The organism is Streptomyces sp. SID9727 (genome assembly GCF_010550605.1).
GTDB lineage: Bacteria > Actinomycetota > Actinomycetes > Streptomycetales > Streptomycetaceae > Streptomyces.
Genome location: NZ_JAAGNI010000526.1, coordinates 18899 through 39872, shown reverse-complemented (window position 1 = coordinate 39872; position 20974 = coordinate 18899). Strand labels below are relative to the sequence as shown.

Below are 20974 nucleotides of genomic sequence, written 5' to 3'. Positions count from 1 at the left end.
TGTGAGAACGAAGCGACCCATCGAGGAGAAACCCATGAGCATCGTCGTCACCGGAGCAACCGGAGCACTCGGCCGACTCGTCGTGGACCACCTGCTGACCACTGTCCCCGCCACCGAGGTCGTCGCCGTGGTCCGCGACAAGGAGAAGGCCGCCGGCCTGGCCGCCCGGGGCGTCGAGCTGCGCATCGCCGACTACAGCCGCCCCGAGACCCTGGCGGACGTCTTCCGCCCCGGCGACCGGGTCCTCCTCATCTCCGGCAACGAGATCGGCAGCCGCGTCCCCCAGCACACCGCGGTCATCGACGCGGCCAAGGCGGCGGGCGTCGCCCAGCTCGCGTACACCGGGATACTCGGCGGGCCCGAGGCCGACTTCACGCTGGCCGACGAGCACCGGGCGACCGAGCGGCTGATCCTGGACTCCGGCCTGCCGTACACCTTCCTGCGCAACGGCTGGTACACGGAGAACCAGACCGAGAACCTGGCCCCGGTCCTCGCGCACGGCGCGGTCGTCGCCAGCGCGGGCGACGGCCGCATCGCCTACGCCTCCCGCGACGACTACGCGGCAGCCGCCGCAGCCGTCCTGACCGGCGAGGGCCACCTGAACCGCGCGTACGAGCTGAGCGGCGACACCGCCCTCTCCTACGCCGACTACGCGGCCGAGGTCGCGAAGGCCACCGGCAAGGAGATCGCCCACAACGACGTCCCGGCCGCCGTCCACCAGGAGATCCTGACCGGCGCCGGGCTGCCCGAGGGCTTCGCGGCGATCCTGGTCGACGTGGACCAGGCCGTCCGGCGCGGCAAGCTGGCCGGCACCAGCGGCGACCTGGCCCGCCTGATCGGCCGCCCGACGACTCCGGTGTCCGACACCGTCGCCGCCGCGGTCGCCGCGCTCTGACCCGCACCCCGCCCGGTGTCATGACCGTCTGACGATACGGGTATGACACCGGGCCCGGGCGGCGCTACCTTCATGTGGTTGACGGTCGTACGACAGCCACCCACCAGGAGGGGCCCGTGCAGGGGACGAATGAGCAACGGGCCGGACTCCTCTCCGGCTTCGCCGCGTACGGGATGTGGGGCCTCGTCCCGCTGTACTGGCCGCTGCTGAAGCCGGCCGGGGCGGTCGAGATCCTGGCCCACCGCATGGTGTGGTCGCTCGGTGTGGTGGCGGTCCTGCTGCTCGTCCTGCGCCGGTGGTCCTGGATCGGCCCGCTGCTGCGGCAGCCGCGCAAGCTGGGGATGCTGGGGATCGCGGCGACCACGATCACCGTCAACTGGGGCCTCTACATCTGGGCCGTGAACAGCGGCCACGTGGTCGAGGCGTCCCTCGGCTACTTCATCAATCCGCTGGTCACCATCGCCATGGGCGTCCTGCTCCTGGGCGAGCGGCTGCGCCCGGCGCAGTGGGCGGCGGTCGCCACCGGCGTCGTGGCGGTGCTCGTGCTGGCCGTCGGTTACGGGAAGCCGCCGTGGATCTCGCTGATCCTGGCCTTCTCCTTCGCGACGTACGGCCTGGTCAAGAAGAAGGTCGACATGGGCGGCCTGGAATCGCTCACCGTCGAGACCGCCGTGCTCTTCCTGCCCGCGCTCGGCTATCTGATCTGGCTGGGCGCGCAGGGCACCTCGACCCTGACCTCCGAGGGCGCCGGGCACACCGCGCTCCTCGCCTCGACCGGTGTGGTCACGGCGGTGCCGCTGATCCTGTTCGGGGCGGCCGCGATCCGCATCCCGCTCTCGACCATCGGGCTGCTCCAGTACATGACCCCGATCGCCCAGTTCCTGCTGGGTGTCGCCTACTTCCACGAGGAGATGCCCGCGGAGCGGTGGGCCGGGTTCGCCCTGGTGTGGGTGGCGCTGATCGTCCTCACCTGGGACGCGCTGCGGACCGCGCGCCGCAACCGGGCCCAGGCGCAGGCGGCCCGGCTCGCCGCGACGGCGACGGCCGCACCGGCGGGAGCGGAGCGGATCGAGGTCTCACCCGGCAAAAGCCCCGGCGCCGGGACAGAATGCCGGTCATGACCCTTGAGTGGAAAGTCGTCATCGACGCCGCCGACCCGCACGCGCAGGCCGGCTTCTGGGCCCGGGCCCTCGGTTACGAGATCGAGGACAACAGCCCCCTGATCGAACGCCTCCTGGGGATCGGGGCCGTCCCGGAAGCCCTCACCACCACCGCGCACGGCCGGCGCGCCTGGCTCGACCTCGCGGCGGTGCGCCACCCGGACGACCCGTACGACGAGGACAGCGGCGCCGGGCACGGCCGCCGGCTGCTCTTCCAGCGCGTCCCCGAACCGAAGACGGTGAAGAACCGCCTCCACCTCGACCTGCACGCGGGCCCGGAGCGCCGCGAGGCCGAGGTGGCGCGGGTGGTCGGGCTCGGCGCGAAGGTCGAGCGCGAGGTGGAGGAGCCGGGGGGCCGGTGGACGGTGCTCACGGACCCCGAGGGCAACGAATTCTGCGTCCAGTGAACGCGGAAGGGGTGCCGGGCCCCCGTGACCCCGCACCCCTCCGGTCCTCCTAACCGAGGAACGTCACGTCCCAGTGGCTGCCCTCGTCCGCGTAGACGTTGCCGGACGGCGCGGTGTAGAGCGCGGCGCCGTCGCCGCGGGTGCCGGTGTGGGTGAAGTTGCCGGTGATGTGGCTGGTCAGGCAGGCCACCCGCTGGAAGTCCAGCTTGTAGCCGTTGGCGTGGCTGTACGTGCCCGACGCGTGCCCGGTCTCGGTGCCGCCGGTGATGGTGAGCGTGCAGCCGCCCACCGCCTGCTTCAGCGCGACGGCCCCGTTGGCCGTGGCGGCGCGCAGCCCGTCGAACGAGGTGCAGCTGCTGTTGGTGCGGTCCGAGCAGTTGCCGGACGAGACCCAGCCGATGCCCGCCGCGTTGAACTGGGCGGCGGCCTGGGCGTGCGTCAGGGTGCCGCTGCCGCCGCCGGTGGACCCCCCGGAGCCGGACAGCAGCGCCTCCCAGGTGGCCGGGCCGACGATGCCGTCGACCGGGCTCAGGCCCTTGGACTGCTGGAACGAGCGCACCTTCGCCTCGGTGCCGGAGCCGAAGGCCCCGTCGACCGCGAGCCCGGCGCCGTACTTGTCGAGCTGGACCTGAAGGGCCTTGACGGCCGAGCCGTTGCTGCCGTTGCTGACGGTGACGACGAGCTTGGGCCAGGTGGCGGGGCCGACCGCGCCGTCGGCGGACAGGCCGTTGGCGCTCTGGAAGCCGCGGACGCTGCTCACGGTGCCGGGGCCGAAGTCCCCGTCGGCGGTGGTGCTGAAGCCACGCGCGGTCAGCAGGTGCTGGACGGTGGTCACATCGGCGCCCTTGTCCCCGCTGTCGACGACCGGCCAGCCGGCGGCCTGGGCGGCCGGCACCACGAGCAGGGTGGCGAGGAGTGCGGCGAACACCGCGGTGATGACGGACATTGCGCGTCTCATGAACGTTTCTCCTGTGGGATGAGGTGCGGGATGACGGAACTACGCGACCAGCCGGCTCCACGTGCGGGCGTCCACGACCCCGTCGGCGGGCAGTGACCGGGTCGTCTGGAACCGGACGACGCTCGCCGCGGTCCCGGGACCGAAGGCTCCGTCGACGTCCGTCGCGATGCCGTGCGCCGCCAGCTGGCGCTGCACGGCCTCCACCGCCACGCCGTTGTCACCCTGCCGGGCGGGCGCGGCCAGCTGGTTCCAGGTCTGGAGCCCCGCGACGCCGTCCGAGGTCGCGTTCTCGGCCCTCTGGAAAGCGAGCACCGCGGCCTGGGTCGCGGGTCCGTAGTCGCCGTCCGCCGTGAGCGCGGCGCCGCGCCCGTTCAGCAGGAGCTGGAGCGTACGGACGCGTTCGCCGGTGGCCCCGGTGGAGAGCACGGGCCACACGGGCGGGGTCGCGTCGCCGCCGATGCGCGCCGCCACGTCCTGGCGCAGCTGCGGCAGCAGGGCGTAGAGGCGGTCGCCGGGGCAGTCGGTGCTGTTGAAGTCGCGGTGCCCGTAGATCTGGTACGCGGGAAGCCCGTACTGACGGCAGATGTGCGTGCACAGCTCGACCAGGCGGGCGTACTGCTCGCCGCGAGGGTCGACCGTCATGTACGTGCCCTCGTTCTCGATGCCGATGGCCACGGTGTTCTGCCCGGTGCAGTGCGCCGACTCCACCTGCCGCGTCCCGCCCTGGAGCGCGGCGAGGCTGCCGTGCCGGCCCTCCATCACGATCGCGCCCCGGCTGATGGTGAAGTGCTGCCCGGTGTCGATCCACCCCCGCTCGTCCATCTGGTCGTTCTGCATGATCCGCGCCAGCGAGAACGCCTGGGCCTGCGAGTAGTCCGTGCTGTTGGAGGTGTCGGTGTGGTGGACGATGATCTTCTGCGGCGGGGTGGCCAGGATCTTCACGGGGCTGCTGGGCTGGCGGGCGCCCCAGGCCGCGCAGTCGGAGATCACGGGCCCGGTCGCGGCGCGCGCCCGCCCCGGCGCGGCGAGCGGCAGCAGGGCGGCGGCGCCCAGCGCGAGTGTTCCGGTGAGTACGGCCCTGCGGCGCGGGTGCGGCTGGGGTCGGTCGAACGCGGTCATGCGAGGTCCTTCGGGGTCAGCGGGTGGTGGGCAGCACGGCGGAGCAGGTGGCCTTCATGCCGGGGGCGTTGTCGGCGATGTAGGCGAGCATCACGTCGCCCGTGTAGGGACCGACGACTCCGTCCGCGGTCAGGAAGACCGGGTCCCCGTGGGCCGGGTCCACCCCCCAGATGTTGATCAACTGGAACGTCTTCACGGCGGTCTCCGTGCGCGCCCCCCAGATGCCGTCGACCGCGATGTCCCCCTGCACGTTGGACACGTTGACGGCGGTCTGGACGCACCTGACGGCGGTTCCGGTGTCGCCGTACGCGACGTAACCGGCACTCGTGGACGCCTGAGCCGGTCCGGCGAGGGCGACGGCGGCCAGGGCGGCACCGGTGACGGCGGCGGCGCGGGCGGCCTTGGGCAGCGTGGGCATGGGGTCTCCTGAGGGGTGCGACGACCCGGACGGGGCCGACGCCGACGAACCTAGGGAGACCGGAGCCCGTCCCTCCACGCTTTCCCGTCCCGCACGCCCGGGGGCCGTCCCGGCGAGGCGGTCCGGGACGCCTGTGGGACGCCGGCGCGGATGCGATGACCTGCGGTGACGCGGGCGTACGGCGGTGAGGCGCGGGCCCGTCGAACGGGACGCCGGGACGGGGCGGCGGTGGGCCGCCGGAGCGCTCAGCGCTCCGGCAGATCCATCCGCGCCAGTTCCGCCGGGTCCACCCGTGCCGTGATCTCCGTGATGCGGTCGTCGGTGACCGTGAAGGTGAGGAGGGAGAGGGGGGTGCCCTCCGGGGTCCAGGACAGGATGGCCGGGAGGCCGTTGGCGGTGGCCGGGAGGCCGTGGGCCGCGGCGGCGGCCACGCGGGCCCGGGTGGCGACCTCCGTGGCGCCGAGCGTGATGAACGTGCCGTCCGGGGTGTGCGCGGTCAGCCTCACCTCGGGGTGCAGGACCTCCAGCAGCCGCTCGAAGTGCCCGTCCCGGGCCGCCGCCAGGAACGCCTGGACCACCTCGCGCTGCCGCCGGTCCGCGCTCGCCGGCCGCTGCGCCCCCTGGACCTTCCGCCGCGCCCGGCTCGCCAGCATCTTCGTCGCGTCGGCCGACTTGCCCAGGATCGGGCCCACCTCCGCGAACGGCACCGCGAACACGTCGTGCAGCACGAAGGCGAGGCGTTCGTCCGGCCGCAGCGAGTCCAGCACCGTGAGCAGCGCGAGGCCCACGGAGTCGCCGATCGTCGCCAGGTCCTCCGGCGCGGGGGCGTCGTCCAGTGTCACGGTGAACTCCGGCCCGTCGTCGTACGAGACCTCCGGGCGCGTCCGGCCGGACCGCAGCACGTCGAGGCTGATGCGCCCGACGACCGTCGTCAGCCAGCCGCCCAGGTTGTCGATCGTGCCCGGCTCCTGGCGCGACAGCCGCAGCCAGGCCTCCTGCACCACGTCCTCCGCGTCCGCGTGCGACCCGAGCATGCGGTACGCGACCGCCCTCAGCCGGTCGCGGTGGGACTCGAAAGCGTCGGCGAGCGTCATCTTGTTACCTCCGTGGCAGCGGCTCCGTCATAGGGGTGACGCGCACCAGCGCCGCAAGGTAACCCTGCGAAGGAGCATTCCCCCTCATGGAAAACCGCCTGAAGGACAAGAACGCCGCCAACCCCGACCTGTGGACCGCCGTCCGGCACCTCCACAAGGCCATCGCCGCCGGCGGCGTCGACCCTCAGCTGCTCGCCCTCGTCCATCTGCGCGTCAGCCAGATCAACGGCTGCTCGGCGTGCGTCTACGCCGCCGTGGCCGCCGGGAAGAAGGCCGGCGACACCGACGAGCGACTGCACAACGTCGCGACCTGGCGCGAGGCCCCCTTCTTCACCGACGCCGAGCGCGCGGCCCTCGCCCTCGCCGAGGGCGCCACCCGGCTCCAGGACGGTGCGCCCGGCGTCACCGACGAGATCTGGGACGAGGCCAACGCCCACTTCACCGAGGAGGAGATCGGCGCCCTCAACCTGGAGATCGCCATGACCAACTTCTTCAACCGCATCAACCGCACGATCAAGGAGCCCGCCGGCAAGACCTGGGGCTGAGCGTGGGCCGGCTCACGCGGGGCGGCTCACGCCGGGTCGCCGTCGTGAGCCGCCGCCGCGTGTCGCCTACGCAGCACCCGGCAGTCCGTCTCCCGGCTCCCGTCCCGTTCCGCTCGCGCGACGGCCTCTTCGAGGTCGAACTCCTGGCACGTGCGGCACGGTTCGGGCTCCTCCGGGGCGCTCACGCGACCTCGCCCCGGCTCCGGGCGTTCTCCCGCGCGGTCCGCGCCGCGAGCCGTTCGGCGGGGGTCGCGTCCCGGGTGTGCTCGGGCCGCACCTCCCACTCCGTGCCGCCCTTCGGCGACCGGAGCGTCCAGTAGGGGCCGGCGACCCCTCGGAACTCCCCCACCAGCGGCTGATCCCAGCGCCCGACGTCCACGATGATCGTCCCGACAGCGGGGGTCTTTTCGTCTGCGGACATAGCCGTTCCTCTCCGTAGCCGTTCCACTACCAAGCGGGTTCAGCGTGGCCTAGAGTGCAGGTGTCCTCAACTTGCACGATTCGTACGGAGAGTTGGGCGGTGCACCATGAACCGCAAGCAGTTGAATCCCGACGATTCCCCCGTCGCAGCCTTCGGCGAGCGTCTTCGCAGGTTACGAGACGAGCGCGGCTGGACCCAGGACGAACTGGGCGCGGTGATGGGCTACTCGGGAACCCACATGTCAGCCGTCGAAACTGGTCGACGACCCCCAACTCCTCGCTTTGCGAACAGAGCTGACAGGGCCTTCGGCACCGGAGACGTGTTCGAGCGCCAGGCCCGTGCGGCACGGGACACGGCTCTCCTGGAGGGGTTCCCGGAGTATGTGGGGCACGAAGCACGGGCTGCCGAGATCCGGCTCTACGAGGTGGGCGTCATGCCCGGCCTGCTCCAGACCCCGGAGTACGCGACCGCGCTGGCCGAGAGCGCCGTCAAGCGAGGGGCGATCACGCACGAGCAAGCGCTCCAACGGGTGGAGCTCGTCGCCGAGAGGCAGGCTTCGCTCCTGCGGCCGGACCCGCCGCTGGTGCTGGTTGTGCTGGACGAGAGCTGCATCCGCCGTCCAGTCGGTGAACCGGACGTCATGAACGCACAGTTCGACCGCCTGCTTGAATTCGCGGCGCTGCCAACCACGGTGTTCCAGATCGCCCCGTTCGCAATGGGTGCGAGTCGCCCCTTCGACCTGCCTCTCTACATACTGACGATGCCTGATCGCTCGCTGATGTCCTACGCGGAGTCCGCCCAGATGGGTCACGTGGAGCGTGAAAGCTCTTTCGTACTGCCCCAGCTGACGGCCTACCATCAACTTCAAGCCGAGGCGCCCTCCCAGGCGTCGTCCGTGGCCATGATCGAGCAGTTGCGAAAGGGCACCCCGTGACGACCGAATCACCCCGCTGGTACACGTCCTCGTACAGCAACAATGGCGGCGCCTGCGTCCAGGTCGCCACCAACCTCGCCGCCTCCACCGGCACCGTCCCGGTCCGCGACTCCAAGAACCCCACCGGCCCCGCCCTCGGGCTCCGCGCCGACGCGTACGCCGCCTTCGTCGCAGGCGTCAAGGGCAGCGGGTTCCACACCGTCTGACCCCCCAACGGCGGCGCCCGCGTCCAGGTCGCCGCCCACCTCGCCACCACCACGGCACCGTCCCCGTCCGCGACTCCGAAGTCCCGGACGGGCCCGCCCTCCCCCTCCGAACCGAGGCTTTCACCGCCCTCGTCGCGGGACTCAAGCGCGACGGAGTCTTCGGCCCGGCCCGAGGTCCGCCCTGAACTCCGATCCGCGGGCCGCCCAGCCGGGCGACTCGCCCCCTGGCGAGTCACGCACCGATTGCGTAAGGTTCAGTCAGCACTATCACCTATTACAAATCAGTGGGCGGGCGGCCATGACGGACAACGGGACCAGCGAACTCGTGCGGATGTGGATCGAGGGCTGGGTCGTGTCCCGCGGCAGCTCGGACCCGGTCGAAGAACCGTGGGGGTGGACGATCGACGTCGGACAGCCCCGTCACGTCGCCCGGCACGTGCTGCCGGAGCCCTGCGAGGCCGACGTACGCAAGATCATCACCGGAACGAGCGCACCCGGGACATGGCTGAAGCTGTTCGCCGAGGACCAGGCGGTTCTGCCCTGGGTCGGACCGGGGTGGCGGCGCGACCTTCCCGGGTTCCTGATGACCCGCCACCTGGCGCCGGAACCCCAGGAGGCGCCGGACGGCTACACGCTCACCATCTGGACCCGGGGCGGTGTCAGCCGCGTGCTGGTCCGCACACAGGCCGGGCACTTCGCCGCCCGTGGGCAGATCGCGCAGGCGGGCACCCACGCCGTGGTCGATCAGGTCGAGACCGCCGCCGAGCACCGGCGCAAGGGCCTCGGCGGCCTGGTGATGCGCACACTGCAGAGCACCGCGTACGCAGCCGGCGCGAAGACCGGTCTCCTGGTCGGCACGCCCGAGGGCCGGGCGCTCTACTCCTCGCTGGGCTGGACCACGCACTCCCCGATGGTGAGCCTCTGGTACGAACCGGATGCCACCGCCCAGTGAGCTAGCCGAGCCCGGCCCCGCTGATCCGGCGCAGCATGTCCAGGAACCGGACCCGCTCATCGGGGCTCAGCGGGGCCAGCAGTTCCGCGTTGGCGCGGTCGCCCGCCACCGTGCACTCCTCCAGGCGGCGGCGCCCCGCCGCCGTCACGCTCACCGCGTTCTTGCGGCGGTCCTCCGGGTCCGGGGCGCGGACGATCAGCGACTCCTCCTGAAGGTCGTTCAGGATGCCGACCAGGTCCTTCGGGTCGAGCGCGACCGCGCGGCCCAGGTCGGCCTGGGCGACCGGTTCCAGGTCCTCGACCGCCGCCAGCACCACGTGGTGCCACATCTTCATGCCGTACCCGGCCAGGGCATCCGCCACCAGGGACCGGCCCCTCGCCGCCGCCCGGCCCAGGAGCCAGCTCGGGAGCGGGCGGATGCGACTCGGGGCCGTCGTCGCCGCTGCCTTGTCTGCCATGCCCCGCATCGTATCCAAGAATCGTTGGACTTCCCCACGAATTTGAGCTTACCGTTGGGATTCCCAACGAACCAGGCCGGTCGGAGGTCATCGTCATGCGGCGCATTCGGTACGCACACAGCGGCGGGCCCGAGGTGTTGTTCGAGGAGGACGTGTCCGCGCCCACGCCCGGCCCCGGCGAACTCCTCGTCAAGGTCGAGGCGGTCGGCGTCACCCTCCCGGTGGTGCGGAAGGTGCGCGAGAGCCGGGAGCCGATCCCGCTCGGCGGCGAGATCGCCGGTGAGGTGGTGGCACTCGGGGACGGAGTGAGCGCGCACGCCGTCGGCGACCCGGTCACCGGGCTCTGCTTCGGGCACGGGTACGCCGAGTACGCCGTGCTGAACCAGGCCATGGCGTCCGCCGTTCCCGCCGGAGCCACCGCCCAGGACGCCGTCGCGCTCGTCCGCAGCGGGGTCGTCGCGCTGGGGGCCTGGGAGTCCGCACGGCCGGAGGAGGGCGAGGCGGTCCTCGTGACGGCCGCCGCGAGCGGCGTCGGGCACCTCGCCCTCCAGCTCGCCCGGCTCCGGGGCGCGTCCCGGATCGTGGCAGCCGTGGGCGATCGGGCGAAGGCGGACTTCGTGCGGTCGCTCGGGGCCGACGAGGTGGTGACGTACACCGACGAGAGCTGGGGCGAGCCCTGCGACATCGTCCTGGACGCGGTCGGCGGCGACCTCCTCCCCCGGGCCGTGCGCGCACTCGCCCCCGGCGGCCGGCTCGTCGCCTACAGCTCGGGCGGCGGCACGATCGAGGCGTACGACCTTCTCGTCGGCGGCACGTCGGTCATCGGCTTCCAGGTGGCGCACATCGCCCGGACCCGGCCCGCGCGGTACGCCGGGTGGATCGCGGAGCTGTGGGCGCTGCACGGCGAGGGCAGCCTCCGCCCCGCCGTCCACGCGGCCCACCCGCTCGCCGACGCCGCCCTCGCACACGCCGCGATCGAGGACCGGCTCAACCGGGGCAAGGTCGTCCTCACCGTCCCCTGAAAGCTCCTCCCGCGACGGCAGGTCGAGGAATTCCGTTGCGGTGGAACAGGCGGGTGCGGTGATACTCCGGCATGAGCAGAGACGCCGAGGCCATCGTGCTCGCCCGCGAGGCGGAAGAAGTGATGGACCCACTGACCCGGGACGATCCGGAACGAACCTGGCGAGGCCGCTTCGTCCCGATAGCGGGGCAGTGGGGTTACGAGTTCGGATGGGCCCTGGAGTTCGAGAAGATGCGTGCCCGCAAGGGCCTGCTCAGCCACCTGGAGTCGCTGCCGTGGCCGTATCCGCTCACGGTGCAGGTCCTGCTCCGCGATCAGGACGACGACTGCTTCGGGCTGTGGATGTTCCAGGAGGGCCGGCTGGTGGAGGTCGCCCTCGCACGCACCGAGCGCTTCCACCAGCCGGCACCGCCCACCGAGGACTTCGAACCCGACCCGGGCATGCTGCTGCGCACGGACGGGCACGAGGCCCTGCCCCGGCAGACCCCGGAAGCACTCCGCGACACCCGCCCGCCCTGGTAGGGCGGACCGCCTTACCTCACGCCCCCGCCCCGCCACAACTCCAGCGGGGCTCCGGATGGCCGGCGCCTACGCTTGCCGCATGCCCACCCCACCCGCATATGCCCTGGTCGCCACCGACCTCGACGGCACCCTGCTGCGCGGCGACGACACCGTCAGCCTCCGCACCCGCGCCTCGCTCGCCCTGGCCCGCGCGGCCGGCGCCCGCCACCTGGTCGTCACCGGGCGGCCCGTGCCCGGCGTGCGGGAGCTGCTGGACGGGCTCGGGTACGAGGGCCTGGCCGTCTGCGGACAGGGCACGCAGGTGTACGACGCCGGGGCCCGTCGCACCGTGCGGGCGGTCACGCTCGACCGGGAGGCGGCCGGCACCGCGCTCGGGAAGATCGAGGCCCAGGTGGGGCAGGTCTTCGCCGCCGTCGACCAGGACGGGGCCGAGGGGCGCACGCTCATCGAGCCCGGCTACCGGCTGCCGCACGCCACGCTGCCCGCGCAGCGGACCCGGCACCGGGACGAGCTGTGGGCCGAGCCCGTGATCAAGGTGCTCATCCGCCATCCCGAGCTGAGCGACGAGGAGCTGACGGTCGAGGCCCGTGCGGTCGTCGGGGACCTCGCCACGGTGACGCACTCCGGACCGGGGACCGTCGAGCTCCAGCCGTACGGCGTCGACAAGGGGGCCGGGATCGCGCTGGCCGCCGAGGAGCTGGGCGTGGACCCGGGCGCGGCGATCGCCTTCGGGGACATGCCCAACGACCTGCCGATGTTCCGCAGCTGCGGCTACGGCGTCGCCATGGGCAACGCCCACCCGGAGCTGCGCGCGGCGGCCGACGAGGTGACCCTGTCCAACGAGGAGGACGGGATAGCGGTCGTCCTGGAACGGCTCTTCGGCTGAGGCCCAGGCCCCATGAGGCCCTACAGGGTCGCCCCCAGCGCCCGCAGCACGTGGTCCACCAGCTTCCCCACGTCCTCCGCGTCCTGCATCGGCTTGCGGAGCACGTGGCGGTAGTACAGCGGGCCGTAGAGCATCTCCACCGCGAGGTCGAGGTCCGCGTCCGGCGGGATCTGGCCCCGGTCCTGGGCGCTGCGGAGGCGGCCGACCGCCTCCTGGAAGCGCGGGTCGATGAGTTGCGTGCGAACCGTTTCGGCCAGTTGGTCGTCGTGGTGGAGCTCCGAGAGGATGCCCGCGTAGGCCGGGCCGAAGGGGGGTACGGCGAGGACGTTCACCGCGCCCGTGAGGTGGGTCCGCAGGTCCTTCGCGATGTCGCCCGTGTCCACGAACGGGGTCGCGGACACCAGCATCTCCGTGAAGGCTTCCAGCAGCACCGCGCTCTTCGACGGCCACCAGCGGTAGATCGTCTTCTTGCTCACGCCCGCCCGCGCCGCGATCGCCTCGACCGTGACCCGTCCGTAGCCCCGCTCCGTGCAGAGGTCGAGGGCGGCTTGCAGGGTCGCCCTGCGTGAGCTCTCGCTCCTGCGCAGTGAACTCGGCGATGTGTTCATTCGGTGAGCATAGGTCTGTTTGAGCCAAACGTTATTGACAGTGCGTCGCTACAAGTCGAACAATGCTCTCGCGGAAACGGAACGTACCGTGTCGGCTCGTTCCTTCGGTTTCCGCGCCGTTCGTGCCGTTCGTGCCGCGACGAGCCGATCGGGGGACGGCTCGCCGGCCGACGGTACGGGCGCTGGTCCCGGTCAGGCCGTGATGTCCTTCGTGGTGAACCGGGCCCAGGCCGCAGAGCCGAACACCGCCGCGTACAGCGCCTGGAGTTCGAGGTTCCTCACCAGCTCGTCCCAGTAGACGGGCTCCCGCAGCAGGTCCGCGAAGGACAGCCAGTAGTGCGGGAAGAGGTAGGGGTGGACCCCGCTCAGCTGGGGGATGGTGTCCACGATCTGGACGGTGATCAGCACCCCGACCGTCGCCGCCATGGCCGCGATGCCGCTGTTGGTGAGCGTCGAGACGAACAGCCCGAGCGCCGCGAAGCCGGTCAGGGACGCCGCCACGAAGACCGCGACGACCCCCGCCCGCACCAGGCCCTCGCCGAAGCCGATCGTCGTCCCCGAGATCGTCGTGACGTCGCCCACCGGGAACAGCAGCGCGCCCACGGCCAGTGCGGACGCGGCCACGACGAGCGTCGCGACCAGGCAGAAGCCGAGCACGGCGGCGTACTTGGCGAGCAGCAGCCGGGTCCGGCCGGCCGGGGCGACCAGCAGGTAGCGCAGGGTGCCCGCACTGGCCTCGCCCGCGACCGCGTCCCCCGCGATCACGCCGACGGCCATGGGCAGGAAGACCGGGAGCGTCGCGGCGAGGGCGGCGAAGACCAGGAAGAGCCCGTTGTTGGTCACCTGGGACAGGAACGCGGGACCGGCGCCGCCGCCGCCCGGCCCGGCCGAGGAACCGTCGGCGGTCTCGATCCGCACGGCGATCCCGATCAGGACGGGGACGGCGGCCAGCACGCCGAGCAGGGCGAGGGTGCGCCAGCGGCGCAGGGTGGTGAACAGTTCGGAGCGGAGGATGCCGAAGGTCCGGAAGGGGCTGCGGGCGGCGTCCGCGCGGACGGACCCCTCGGCTCCCGGACGGGCAGGCCCCTCGGCTCCCCGACGGACGGCCCCTTCGCAAGCGGCCTCCGCGGCCGGCTCCCCGGGGGCCCCTGCGGCCCCGGCGGTCCCGGCCGCCCCCTCAGCTCGCGACATCGAATCCCTCTCCCGTCAGGGCCACGAACGCGTCCTCCAGCGACGCCCGTTCCACGCCGAACGCGCGCACCCGGACGCCCGCCCGTACCAGCGCCGCGTTGAGACCGGCCGGATCCACCGTGCCCGGCGGGGCGTCGGCGCGGACCCGGTCGCCGTCCACCGTGATGCCCGTGACGCCCTGCTCCTTCAGCACCCGCGCCGCGTCCGCCGGGTCCGGTGTGGTGACGGCCAGCCGACCGCCCGTGGCCAGGCCCGCGACCGGGCCCTGGGTGAGCAGGCGGCCCCGGGCCATCACCGCGGCGTGCGTGCAGACCTGCTCGATCTCGTCCAGGAGATGGGAGGACAGGAAGACCGTGGTGCCGTCCGCCGCCAGCTCCCGGACCAGGGCGCGGATCTCGCGCATGCCCTGCGGGTCCAGACCGTTGGTCGGCTCGTCCAGGACGAGCAGCCGGCGCGGCCTGAGCAGGGCGGCGGCGAGGCCGAGGCGCTGTTTCATGCCCAGTGAGTACGCCCGCGCCTTCTTGCCGGCCGCCGGGGCGAGCCCGACCCGGTCCAGCGCGTCGCCGACCCGGGCGGTGCGGGTGCGCGGGTCGGCGGTGGGGTCGGCCCGGTCGAACCGCAGGAGGTTGTCCCGGCCGCTCAGGAACCCGTACAGCGCGGGCCCCTCGATCAGCGCGCCGACCTCGGGGAGCACGGTGCGCGAGGCGTCCGGCATGGGGCGGCCGAGGACGGTCGCGGTGCCGGAGGTCGGGGCGATGAGGCCCATGAGCATCCGGATGGTGGTGGTCTTGCCGGAGCCGTTGGGCCCGAGGAAGCCGAAGACGCTGCCGCCGGGGACGGTGAGGTCCAGGCCGTCCACGGCGAGCTGACCGCCCCGGTAGCGCTTGGTCAGCCCGCGCGTCTCGATGACGGGCACTGCCATGGTGTGCTCCCCACTGGGTCGTACGCTCGCGCCCGCCCCGCCGCGAAGCACACGGCGGGGCGGGCGGGGCACCTGGGCGTCAGCCCGCGTTCGCGGCGGCGACCAGCGCGTCCTTGGTGACCGCGCCGACGTAGACGCGGCCGTCGTCCGTCAGCAGCGCGTTGATCAGGCGGGTCTTGAAGACCGTGCCCGAGCCGAACTTCCCGCTGACCTTGTCGCCGAGCGCGTCCAGGAACTGCCCGGCCTCCGCCGGGAGGTCCTTCGACGCGTCGGACGGCAGGGCCGCGCCGCCGGGGGTCCTGAACTCGGCGATGCTGTTCCAGCCCTTGCCGATGACCTTCGGCGCGCCCTCGCCCTCGAAGGTGCCCAGGTCGCCCTGCGCCTTCTCGGCGGCCTCGCGGGCCTCCTTCTCGTGGCCCCTGGCCTCGGCATCGTCGGCCTCGGTGACCTTCGCGCCCTTGGGCGGGGTGAAGGCGAACGAGGACGCGGCGGGCTTCCCGAAGTCGACCGAGCTGAAGCCGGCGTCCACGACCGCCTTGCCGCCGCTGCTGGGCTGGAGCGTGAACTTCAGCGGCACACCGTTCTCCGCGTCCACGGCGATGGTGACCGAGCCGATCGTGGAGCCCTTCTGCTCGGGCCTCAGGACCAGGCGGTACGCGTCGCGCCCGGCGATCCGCGCGGTGCCGTCGACCGTGACGGACGTGGTGCCGTCGGCGGCCTTCAGCGCCTCCTCGGCGAGCTCCTTCGGCGTGGACGGGACGCCCTCGGGGGCGGCGTGGTCCTTGCCGTGGGGGGCCTCGCCCCTGCCCTCGGCGTGGTAGACCGCGTTGGAGCCGCTGTCGTACGCCCAGACCTCGTCGCCGTTGTGGATGAGGCTGTACTCGGACGCCTTGTCCAGGACGGACAGGCGCTGCTTGTCGGGGCCGTCGGCGGCCACCCGGAGGGTGTGCGTGCCGGCGGCCAGCTCGGTGAGCTTGGACTGCGGGTCGGCGCTCGACGCGCCCTTGCCGCCGTCGCCGCCCTCGGCCGCGCCGGACAGGAAGGAACCGGCCAGGCCGCCCATGGCCGGGATGCCGAGGTCCGTGCTGATCTTCACCGTGCCGGAGAACTGCTCGGTGTCCGAGGCGGCGATCTTCTCGATGAGTTCCTGAGCGGTGATCTTCGGCAGATCGGGGTCGCCCGAGCTGGCGAGCGCCGGGACGAGGCCGATCGTCGCGGCCGCCACGCCCGCCACCGCGACGGGGACGATGTAGCGCGCGGCCTTGCGGCGGCCCGCGGGCCTCCGAGCGGCCGTGCCGGTGGTCTCCGCGCTGTCGTTCGGTGCCATGTGTGCCCTACCTCCGTGGTCGGCGGCTTCCGTCGGGATGCACTGGTCCACTCCGTGCCGCCATTCTCACTCGTACTGGTCAGGAGTGGTTGTTCTCCATCTGACCAAATCGGGCGGCCCGAAGCGTCAGCCCCCGGGAGCAACCTCGCGTACCTCTTCGGTATGACAGCGGAGGGCCAATCCTCCACCGTCCAGTAGGGGTTGGGCCGGTTCCGGCCCCGGGATCCCGTCAGCCGGCGCGGTGGACCACCGCGTCGCACATCTCTTCCAGGGCGAGCTTCGCGTAGCACTCGGGCAGCGGCTTCAGCACGGCCCGCGCCTCCTGGGCGTACCGGACGGTGTCCTGCCGGGCCCGGGCGAGCGCCGGGTGGGCGCGCAGCAGGCGCAGGGCCTCCGCGAGCCGGTCCGGGTCGCCGAGGTCGCCGTCGAGCAGCTCCACGAGGGCCAGGTCGTCCGGCTTGCCGTCCGCCGCGGCCTGCGCCCTGAGGTGGAGGACGGGGAGGGTCGGGATGCCCTCCAGGAGGTCCGTGCCGGGGGTCTTGCCGGACTCGTGGGAGTCCGACGCGATGTCCAGGACGTCGTCGGCCAGCTGGAAGGCCACGCCGAGCCGTTCACCGTACTGGGTGAGGATGTCCACCGCGGACTCGTCGGCACCGGCCATCAGCGCGCCGAACCGGCAGGCGACGGCGATCAGCGAGCCGGTCTTGCCGCGCATCACTTCGAGGTAGTGGTCGACCGGGTCGCGGCCGTCGCGCGGGCCTGCGGTCTCCAGGATCTGACCGGTGACCAGGCGCTCGAACGCCTCCGCCTGGATACGGACGGCTTCCGGTCCGAGGTCGGCCAGTATGTGCGAGGCGCGCGCGAAGAGGAAGTCACCGGTCAGTACGGCGACCGAGTTGCCCCAGCGGGAATTGGCGCTGTCCACGCCGCGCCGCACATCGGCCTCGTCCATGACGTCGTCGTGGTACAGCGTCGCGAGGTGGGTCAGCTCGACCACGACGGCCGCGGGCACCACGCCCGGTGCGTCGGCGTCGCCGAACTGGGCGGCGAGCATCGCGAGGAGCGGCCGGAACCGCTTGCCGCCCGCGCGCACCAGGTGCTGGGCGGCTTCCGTGATGAAGGGCACGTCGCTCTTGGTGGCATCGAGCAGGCCCGACTCGACAGCAGCCAAACCGGCCTGGACACCGGCCTCAAGAGCCTGGTCCCGCACGCTCAGTCCGAACGGCCCGACGACGGTCACGAGGGGATCTCCTGTCTGCTGACGATCACACGGAATGTCGATGTGTCGTTGTCACCACTCAAGTCAGCGTATCCGGTCCCCTTTGGATCACCGTGGGCGCCTTCCCGCCACCGCCGGTATGTTCGGGATCAGCTCATACGATCAGGAGTTGCCGCTTTGTCCCACGCCGCAGCAGACACCGAACCGGCGCAGCCGCCCCCGGCCGACGACCACGCCTTTTTCGGCCAGCCGCGGGGTCTGATGACCCTGTCCGGCCTGGAGGTGTGGGAGCGGTTCTCGTTCCTCGGCATGCAGGCGATCCTGGTCCTCTACTTCGCGGACACGGTCGCCAACGGCGGCATGGGCATGGAGGCCGGGACCGCCGCCTCCGTCTCGGCCGCGTACGGCACGCTCGTCTATCTGGTGTCGGTGGCGGGCGGCTGGCTGGCCGACCGCATCCTGGGGTCGTACCGGGCGGTGCTGTACGGGGGCATCCTGATCGCCTGCGGGCATTACGCCATGGCGGTGCCCACCGACGCGATGACGTGGGTCGGCCTCGGTCTGATCAGTGCGGGCACGGGGCTGCTGAAGCCCAATGTGGCGACGATGGTCGGCAAGCTCTACCGCACGGACGACGAGCGGCGGGACGCGGGCTTCGCCCTCTACTACATGGGCATCAACATCGGCGCGTTCCTCGGTCCGCTGATCACCGGCTGGCTCGGTGACCACGCGAGCTGGCACTGGGGCTTCTCGGCCGCCGCCTTCGGCATGACGCTGGGCCTCATCCAGTACGTGGCGGGCCGCCGTCACCTGGCCGGGCGAAAGCACGCCGCCGAATACGCGCTGGCCCCCGGACCGATGCGCCGGGCGGTCCTGCTCATCGCCGTCGGGGCCGTGGTGGTGGCGGCGATCGCGACCGCGCTGGCCCTGGCGGGCTGGCTGACCATGGACCGGTTCGTGGACGTGCTCACCCTGATCTCGGTGATCGCGCCCGTCGTCTACTTCGTGGTGATGTTCCGCAGTCCCCGGGTCACCGCCGAGGAGCGCGGCAGGCTGCGCCCGTACGTGGTGCTGTTCCTGGCGTCCGTGGTGTTCAACTTCATCCTCTTCCAGGCGTACTCGACGATGATGCTGCTCGCGTCGACCAACGCCCGTACGGAGATCTTCGGCTTCCACTTCCCGGCGAGCTGGTACGCCTCCGCGCTCGGCGCCTTCGAGGTGCTGCTCGCCCCGGTGGTCGCGGCCGTCTGGGCGAGGATGGGGCCGCGTCAGCCGCACGCGTCCAACAAGATCGCGATCGGGGTGATCCTCGGCGGTCTCTCGTTCCTGCTGATGGTCCTGCCCACCTCGGGGCACACCGGCGACACGTACAAGATGGCCGCCTGGTGGATCGTCGGCTCCTATCTGCTGCTCGGGCTCGGCGACATCCTGCTGGAGACCTCCGGCATGTCGGCGACGACCAAGCTCGCCCCGAAGGCGTTCGCCAGCCAGACCATGGCCCTCTGGTTCCTCTCGCTGGCCCTCGCCAACGGCATCCAGGCCCAGATCGTGAAGCTGTACGGCGAGGTGTCCAACCCCGCCTACTTCGGTGTCAACGGCGCCGTGGCGGTGGTGGCCGGTGTGGCCGTCATCGCCGCCGCCCCCTGGCTCAGGCGCACGATGCACCCCGTCCACTGAGGTACGCCCATGCACATCCAGACCGCGTTCCCCTACGAGACGACCCGCGAGGACCTCTATATCCCGCTCGCGGACGGCACCCAGCTGTACGCCCGGATCTGGCGGCCGGTCACGGACGAACCCGTGCCCGCGCTGCTGGAGTACCTGCCGTACCGGCTGAGCGACTGGACCGCGCCGCGCGACTGGCAGCGCCACCCCTGGTACGCCGGACACGGCTACGCCTCCGTCCGGGTGGACGTGCGCGGCCACGGCAACAGCGAGGGCATGCCGGGCGACGAGTACGACGCGACGGAGCTGGCGGACGGGGTCGCGGTCGTCCACTGGCTGGCCCGGCAGGAGTGGTGCTCGGGCCGGGTCGGCATGTTCGGGATCTCCTGGGGCGGCTTCAACTCGCTCCAGATCGCCGCGCTGGCCCCGGAGCCGCTGAAGGCGATCGTCACCGTGTGCTCGGCGGATGACCGCTACGACAACGACGTCCATTACATGGGCGGCTCGGTCCTCGCCGTGGACATGCACGCCTGGGCGGCGACCATGCTGGCCTTCGTCTGCCGGCCGCCCGACCCGGCGGACGTCGGCGACGACTGGCGGCAGATGTGGCTGGACCGGCTGGAAGCGGTGGACCCCTTCATCCACACCTGGCTCTCCCACCAGACCCGGGACGCCTACTGGAAGCACGGCAGCGTCTGCGAGGACTACTCCGCGATCAAGGCGAACGTCCTCGCCGTCGGCGGCTGGCACGACCCGTACCGGGACACCGTCCTCCGGCTGGTCGAGCACCTGGACCCGGCGAAGGTGCGCGGGATCATCGGCCCCTGGTCGCACCAGTACCCCGACCGGGGGCTGCCGCCCGGACCGGGGATCGGCTTCCTCCAGGAGACCCTGCGCTGGTGGGACCAGCACCTGAAGGACGAGGACACCGGGGTGATGGAGGAGCCGCTGCTGCGGTCCTGGATCAGCGAGTCGCACCGGCCGGCCACGGTGTACGAGACGCTGCCCGGCCGCTGGGTCGGGGAGACCAGCTGGCCCTCGGAGAACGTCACCCCGGTCGCGTACGCCCTCCAGGGCGGGCCGCAGATCGTCCACTCGCCGCAGCAGACCGGGCTGGACGCCGGCCGGTTCTTCCCCTTCGGCAACGACGCCGACCTGCCGCCGGACCAGCGCGACGAGGACGCCAAGTCGCTCTGCTTCGAATTCCCGGTGGCCGACGCGCCGATCGAGATCCTGGGCAGACCCCGGGTGAGCCTGCGCCTCACGATGGACGTGCCGCGCGGGCAGGTCGTCGCCCGGCTCTGCGACGTCGCCCCCGACGGCTCCTCCACCCTCGTCACGCGCGGCGCGCTCAACCTCGCCGCACGGAACGGCCGCGACCGCACCGAGGACTGGGACCTCGGCGCCACCGAGGACGTCACCTTCGAGCTGAACGGCATCGGGCACACCTTCCCGCCCGGCCACCGCATCCGGCTCGCCGTCTCGTCCGCGTACTGGCCCTGGATCTGGCCGCAGGCGGGCTCGGCCGGCTTCACCCTGGAGGCGGACGGCAGCCTCGTCGAGCTCCCGGTGCGGCGGCACACCGAGGACCCCGCCATCCGCTTCGAGGAACCCGAGCAGTCCGAGCCGCTGGGCGTGGTGTACCCGGAGACGCTGGACGCGCCGCGTCCCGAACGGCTCGTCGTCCGCGATGTCGCGAAGGGCGAGTGGCGGCTTGAGGTGGACCCCCGCTACGGCGGCACGCGCGTCTACCCGGACGGGCTGGAGTTCACCGAGGACGCGGTGGAGACGTACACGATCCAGGAGGGCGACCCGCTCTCCGCGCGGACCCGGTCCGACTGGACGATCCGGCTGCACCGGCCGGAGATGTCCTGGGACGTGCAGATCGACACCCGCTCCGAGATCACCGCCGACGCGGACGACTTCCACACCGTCAACGAGGTCGTCTGCACCGAGGGCGGGGAGGTCGTCTTCCACCGGACCTGGGAGAAGAGCATCCCGCGCACGTCCGGGTGACCTCGCATGTGAGGCGTACTTTCCGGGGCAT

Annotated in this window: 22 protein-coding genes and 3 pseudogenes; 13 read left to right on the top strand and 12 right to left on the bottom strand. The window is 72.2% G+C overall.

The window, feature by feature from the left end; all coding sequences use genetic code 11:
- Positions 1-34: 34 nt before the first annotated feature.
- The 3 genes from G3I41_RS35990 to G3I41_RS35980 all read left to right on the top strand — a co-directional run bounded on the left by G3I41_RS35990 (position 35) and on the right by G3I41_RS35980 (position 2462).
- The gene (locus tag G3I41_RS35990) at positions 35-895 is read left to right on the top strand and encodes an SDR family oxidoreductase (RefSeq protein ID WP_164404725.1); all 861 of its coding nucleotides are present in this window, start codon (positions 35-37) and stop codon (positions 893-895) included.
- Positions 896-1011: 116 nt separating this feature from the next.
- Complete coding sequence (rarD, locus tag G3I41_RS35985; RefSeq protein ID WP_164404724.1) at positions 1012-2016, top strand: EamA family transporter RarD; 1005 nt, start codon at positions 1012-1014, stop codon at positions 2014-2016.
- The gene (locus G3I41_RS35980) at positions 2004-2462 is read left to right on the top strand and encodes a VOC family protein (protein WP_164404723.1); all 459 of its coding nucleotides are present in this window, start codon (positions 2004-2006) and stop codon (positions 2460-2462) included. Before rarD ends, G3I41_RS35980 begins: the two co-directional genes overlap by 13 nt.
- A gap of 49 nt (positions 2463-2511) precedes the next feature.
- Here G3I41_RS35980 and G3I41_RS37765 read toward each other — a convergent pair.
- From G3I41_RS37765 to G3I41_RS35960, 5 genes and pseudogenes are all read right to left on the bottom strand, one after another.
- A pseudogene (locus G3I41_RS37765) lies at positions 2512-2904 on the bottom strand (peptidoglycan-binding protein); the annotation flags it as partial.
- Between the two features lie 54 nt (positions 2905-2958).
- Positions 2959-3408, bottom strand: a pseudogene (locus G3I41_RS37760) (peptidoglycan-binding protein); the annotation flags it as partial.
- A gap of 51 nt (positions 3409-3459) precedes the next feature.
- Positions 3460-4539, bottom strand: coding sequence for an N-acetylmuramoyl-L-alanine amidase (locus tag G3I41_RS35970; protein ID WP_164404721.1), 1080 nt, complete (start codon positions 4537-4539; stop codon positions 3460-3462).
- A gap of 16 nt (positions 4540-4555) precedes the next feature.
- Positions 4556-4957, bottom strand: coding sequence for a peptidoglycan-binding domain-containing protein (locus G3I41_RS35965; protein ID WP_164404720.1), 402 nt, complete (start codon positions 4955-4957; stop codon positions 4556-4558).
- Between the two features lie 245 nt (positions 4958-5202).
- Positions 5203-6051 carry a sigma-70 family RNA polymerase sigma factor gene (locus tag G3I41_RS35960; protein WP_164404719.1) on the bottom strand — a complete coding sequence of 283 codons (849 nt, stop codon included), beginning with the start codon at positions 6049-6051 and terminating at the stop codon, positions 5203-5205.
- Positions 6052-6137: 86 nt separating this feature from the next.
- Between G3I41_RS35960 and G3I41_RS35955 the strand changes: the two genes are divergently transcribed.
- Complete coding sequence (locus tag G3I41_RS35955) at positions 6138-6596, top strand: carboxymuconolactone decarboxylase family protein (protein WP_164404718.1); 459 nt, start codon at positions 6138-6140, stop codon at positions 6594-6596.
- 181 nt (positions 6597-6777) lie between these two features.
- Here G3I41_RS35955 and G3I41_RS35950 read toward each other — a convergent pair whose 3' ends face one another.
- Positions 6778-7017, bottom strand: a complete 240-nt coding sequence (locus G3I41_RS35950) for a hypothetical protein (protein ID WP_164404717.1) — start codon at positions 7015-7017, stop codon at positions 6778-6780.
- A gap of 106 nt (positions 7018-7123) precedes the next feature.
- Here G3I41_RS35950 and G3I41_RS35945 point away from each other — a divergent pair, with 106 nt between their 5' ends.
- The 4 genes and pseudogenes from G3I41_RS35945 to G3I41_RS35930 all read left to right on the top strand — a co-directional run bounded on the left by G3I41_RS35945 (position 7124) and on the right by G3I41_RS35930 (position 9109).
- On the top strand, positions 7124-7951 hold the full coding sequence (locus tag G3I41_RS35945; protein ID WP_164404716.1) for a helix-turn-helix transcriptional regulator: 828 nt from the start codon (positions 7124-7126) through the stop codon (positions 7949-7951).
- Positions 7948-8157 (top strand): DUF397 domain-containing protein, encoded by a 210-nt coding sequence (locus G3I41_RS35940; protein ID WP_164404715.1) that lies wholly within the window; start codon positions 7948-7950, stop codon positions 8155-8157. Before G3I41_RS35945 ends, G3I41_RS35940 begins: the two co-directional genes overlap by 4 nt.
- Before the next feature lie 21 nt (positions 8158-8178).
- A pseudogene (locus G3I41_RS35935) lies at positions 8179-8342 on the top strand (DUF397 domain-containing protein); the annotation flags it as partial.
- 113 nt (positions 8343-8455) lie between these two features.
- Positions 8456-9109, top strand: a complete 654-nt coding sequence (locus G3I41_RS35930; RefSeq protein ID WP_164404714.1) for a GNAT family N-acetyltransferase — start codon at positions 8456-8458, stop codon at positions 9107-9109.
- Between the two features lies 1 nt (position 9110).
- Here G3I41_RS35930 and G3I41_RS35925 read toward each other — a convergent pair whose 3' ends face one another.
- Positions 9111-9575, bottom strand: coding sequence for a MarR family winged helix-turn-helix transcriptional regulator (locus G3I41_RS35925; RefSeq protein ID WP_164404713.1), 465 nt, complete (start codon positions 9573-9575; stop codon positions 9111-9113).
- A gap of 86 nt (positions 9576-9661) precedes the next feature.
- On the opposite strand from G3I41_RS35925, the gene G3I41_RS35920 reads away from it, so the two are divergent.
- The 3 genes from G3I41_RS35920 (at position 9662) to G3I41_RS35910 (ending at position 11995) form a co-directional block, all read left to right on the top strand.
- Positions 9662-10588: a zinc-binding dehydrogenase gene (locus G3I41_RS35920; RefSeq protein WP_164404712.1), complete on the top strand. Its 927-nt coding sequence runs from the start codon at positions 9662-9664 to the stop codon at positions 10586-10588.
- 71 nt (positions 10589-10659) lie between these two features.
- Positions 10660-11109: a hypothetical protein gene (locus G3I41_RS35915; protein WP_164404711.1), complete on the top strand. Its 450-nt coding sequence runs from the start codon at positions 10660-10662 to the stop codon at positions 11107-11109.
- 79 nt (positions 11110-11188) lie between these two features.
- Complete coding sequence (locus G3I41_RS35910; RefSeq protein ID WP_164404710.1) at positions 11189-11995, top strand: HAD family hydrolase; 807 nt, start codon at positions 11189-11191, stop codon at positions 11993-11995.
- A 20-nt stretch (positions 11996-12015) separates the two neighbouring features.
- Here G3I41_RS35910 and G3I41_RS35905 read toward each other — a convergent pair whose 3' ends face one another.
- The 5 genes from G3I41_RS35905 to G3I41_RS35885 all read right to left on the bottom strand — a co-directional run bounded on the left by G3I41_RS35905 (position 12016) and on the right by G3I41_RS35885 (position 17283).
- Complete coding sequence (locus G3I41_RS35905) at positions 12016-12603, bottom strand: TetR/AcrR family transcriptional regulator (protein ID WP_164404709.1); 588 nt, start codon at positions 12601-12603, stop codon at positions 12016-12018.
- Between the two features lie 192 nt (positions 12604-12795).
- Entirely contained in the window at positions 12796-13794 is a 999-nt protein-coding gene (locus tag G3I41_RS35900; RefSeq protein ID WP_164404708.1) for an ABC transporter permease, read from the bottom strand.
- A complete protein-coding gene (locus tag G3I41_RS35895) occupies positions 13781-14716 on the bottom strand; it encodes an ABC transporter ATP-binding protein (RefSeq protein ID WP_164404707.1) in 936 nt (311 codons plus the stop codon). The genes G3I41_RS35900 and G3I41_RS35895 overlap by 14 nt, the downstream gene beginning before the upstream one ends.
- 79 nt (positions 14717-14795) lie before the next feature.
- On the bottom strand, positions 14796-16043 hold the full coding sequence (locus tag G3I41_RS35890; protein WP_164404706.1) for an outer membrane lipoprotein carrier protein LolA: 1248 nt from the start codon (positions 16041-16043) through the stop codon (positions 14796-14798).
- A gap of 229 nt (positions 16044-16272) precedes the next feature.
- A complete protein-coding gene (locus G3I41_RS35885) occupies positions 16273-17283 on the bottom strand; it encodes a polyprenyl synthetase family protein (protein ID WP_164404705.1) in 1011 nt (336 codons plus the stop codon).
- A gap of 156 nt (positions 17284-17439) precedes the next feature.
- Between G3I41_RS35885 and G3I41_RS35880 the strand changes: the two genes are divergently transcribed.
- Together G3I41_RS35880 and G3I41_RS35875 are read left to right on the top strand one after the other, a co-directional pair.
- Positions 17440-18939, top strand: a complete 1500-nt coding sequence (locus tag G3I41_RS35880; RefSeq protein ID WP_164404704.1) for a peptide MFS transporter — start codon at positions 17440-17442, stop codon at positions 18937-18939.
- Between the two features lie 9 nt (positions 18940-18948).
- Positions 18949-20943 carry a CocE/NonD family hydrolase gene (locus G3I41_RS35875; protein WP_164404703.1) on the top strand — a complete coding sequence of 665 codons (1995 nt, stop codon included), beginning with the start codon at positions 18949-18951 and terminating at the stop codon, positions 20941-20943.
- Positions 20944-20974: the final 31 nt, after the last annotated feature.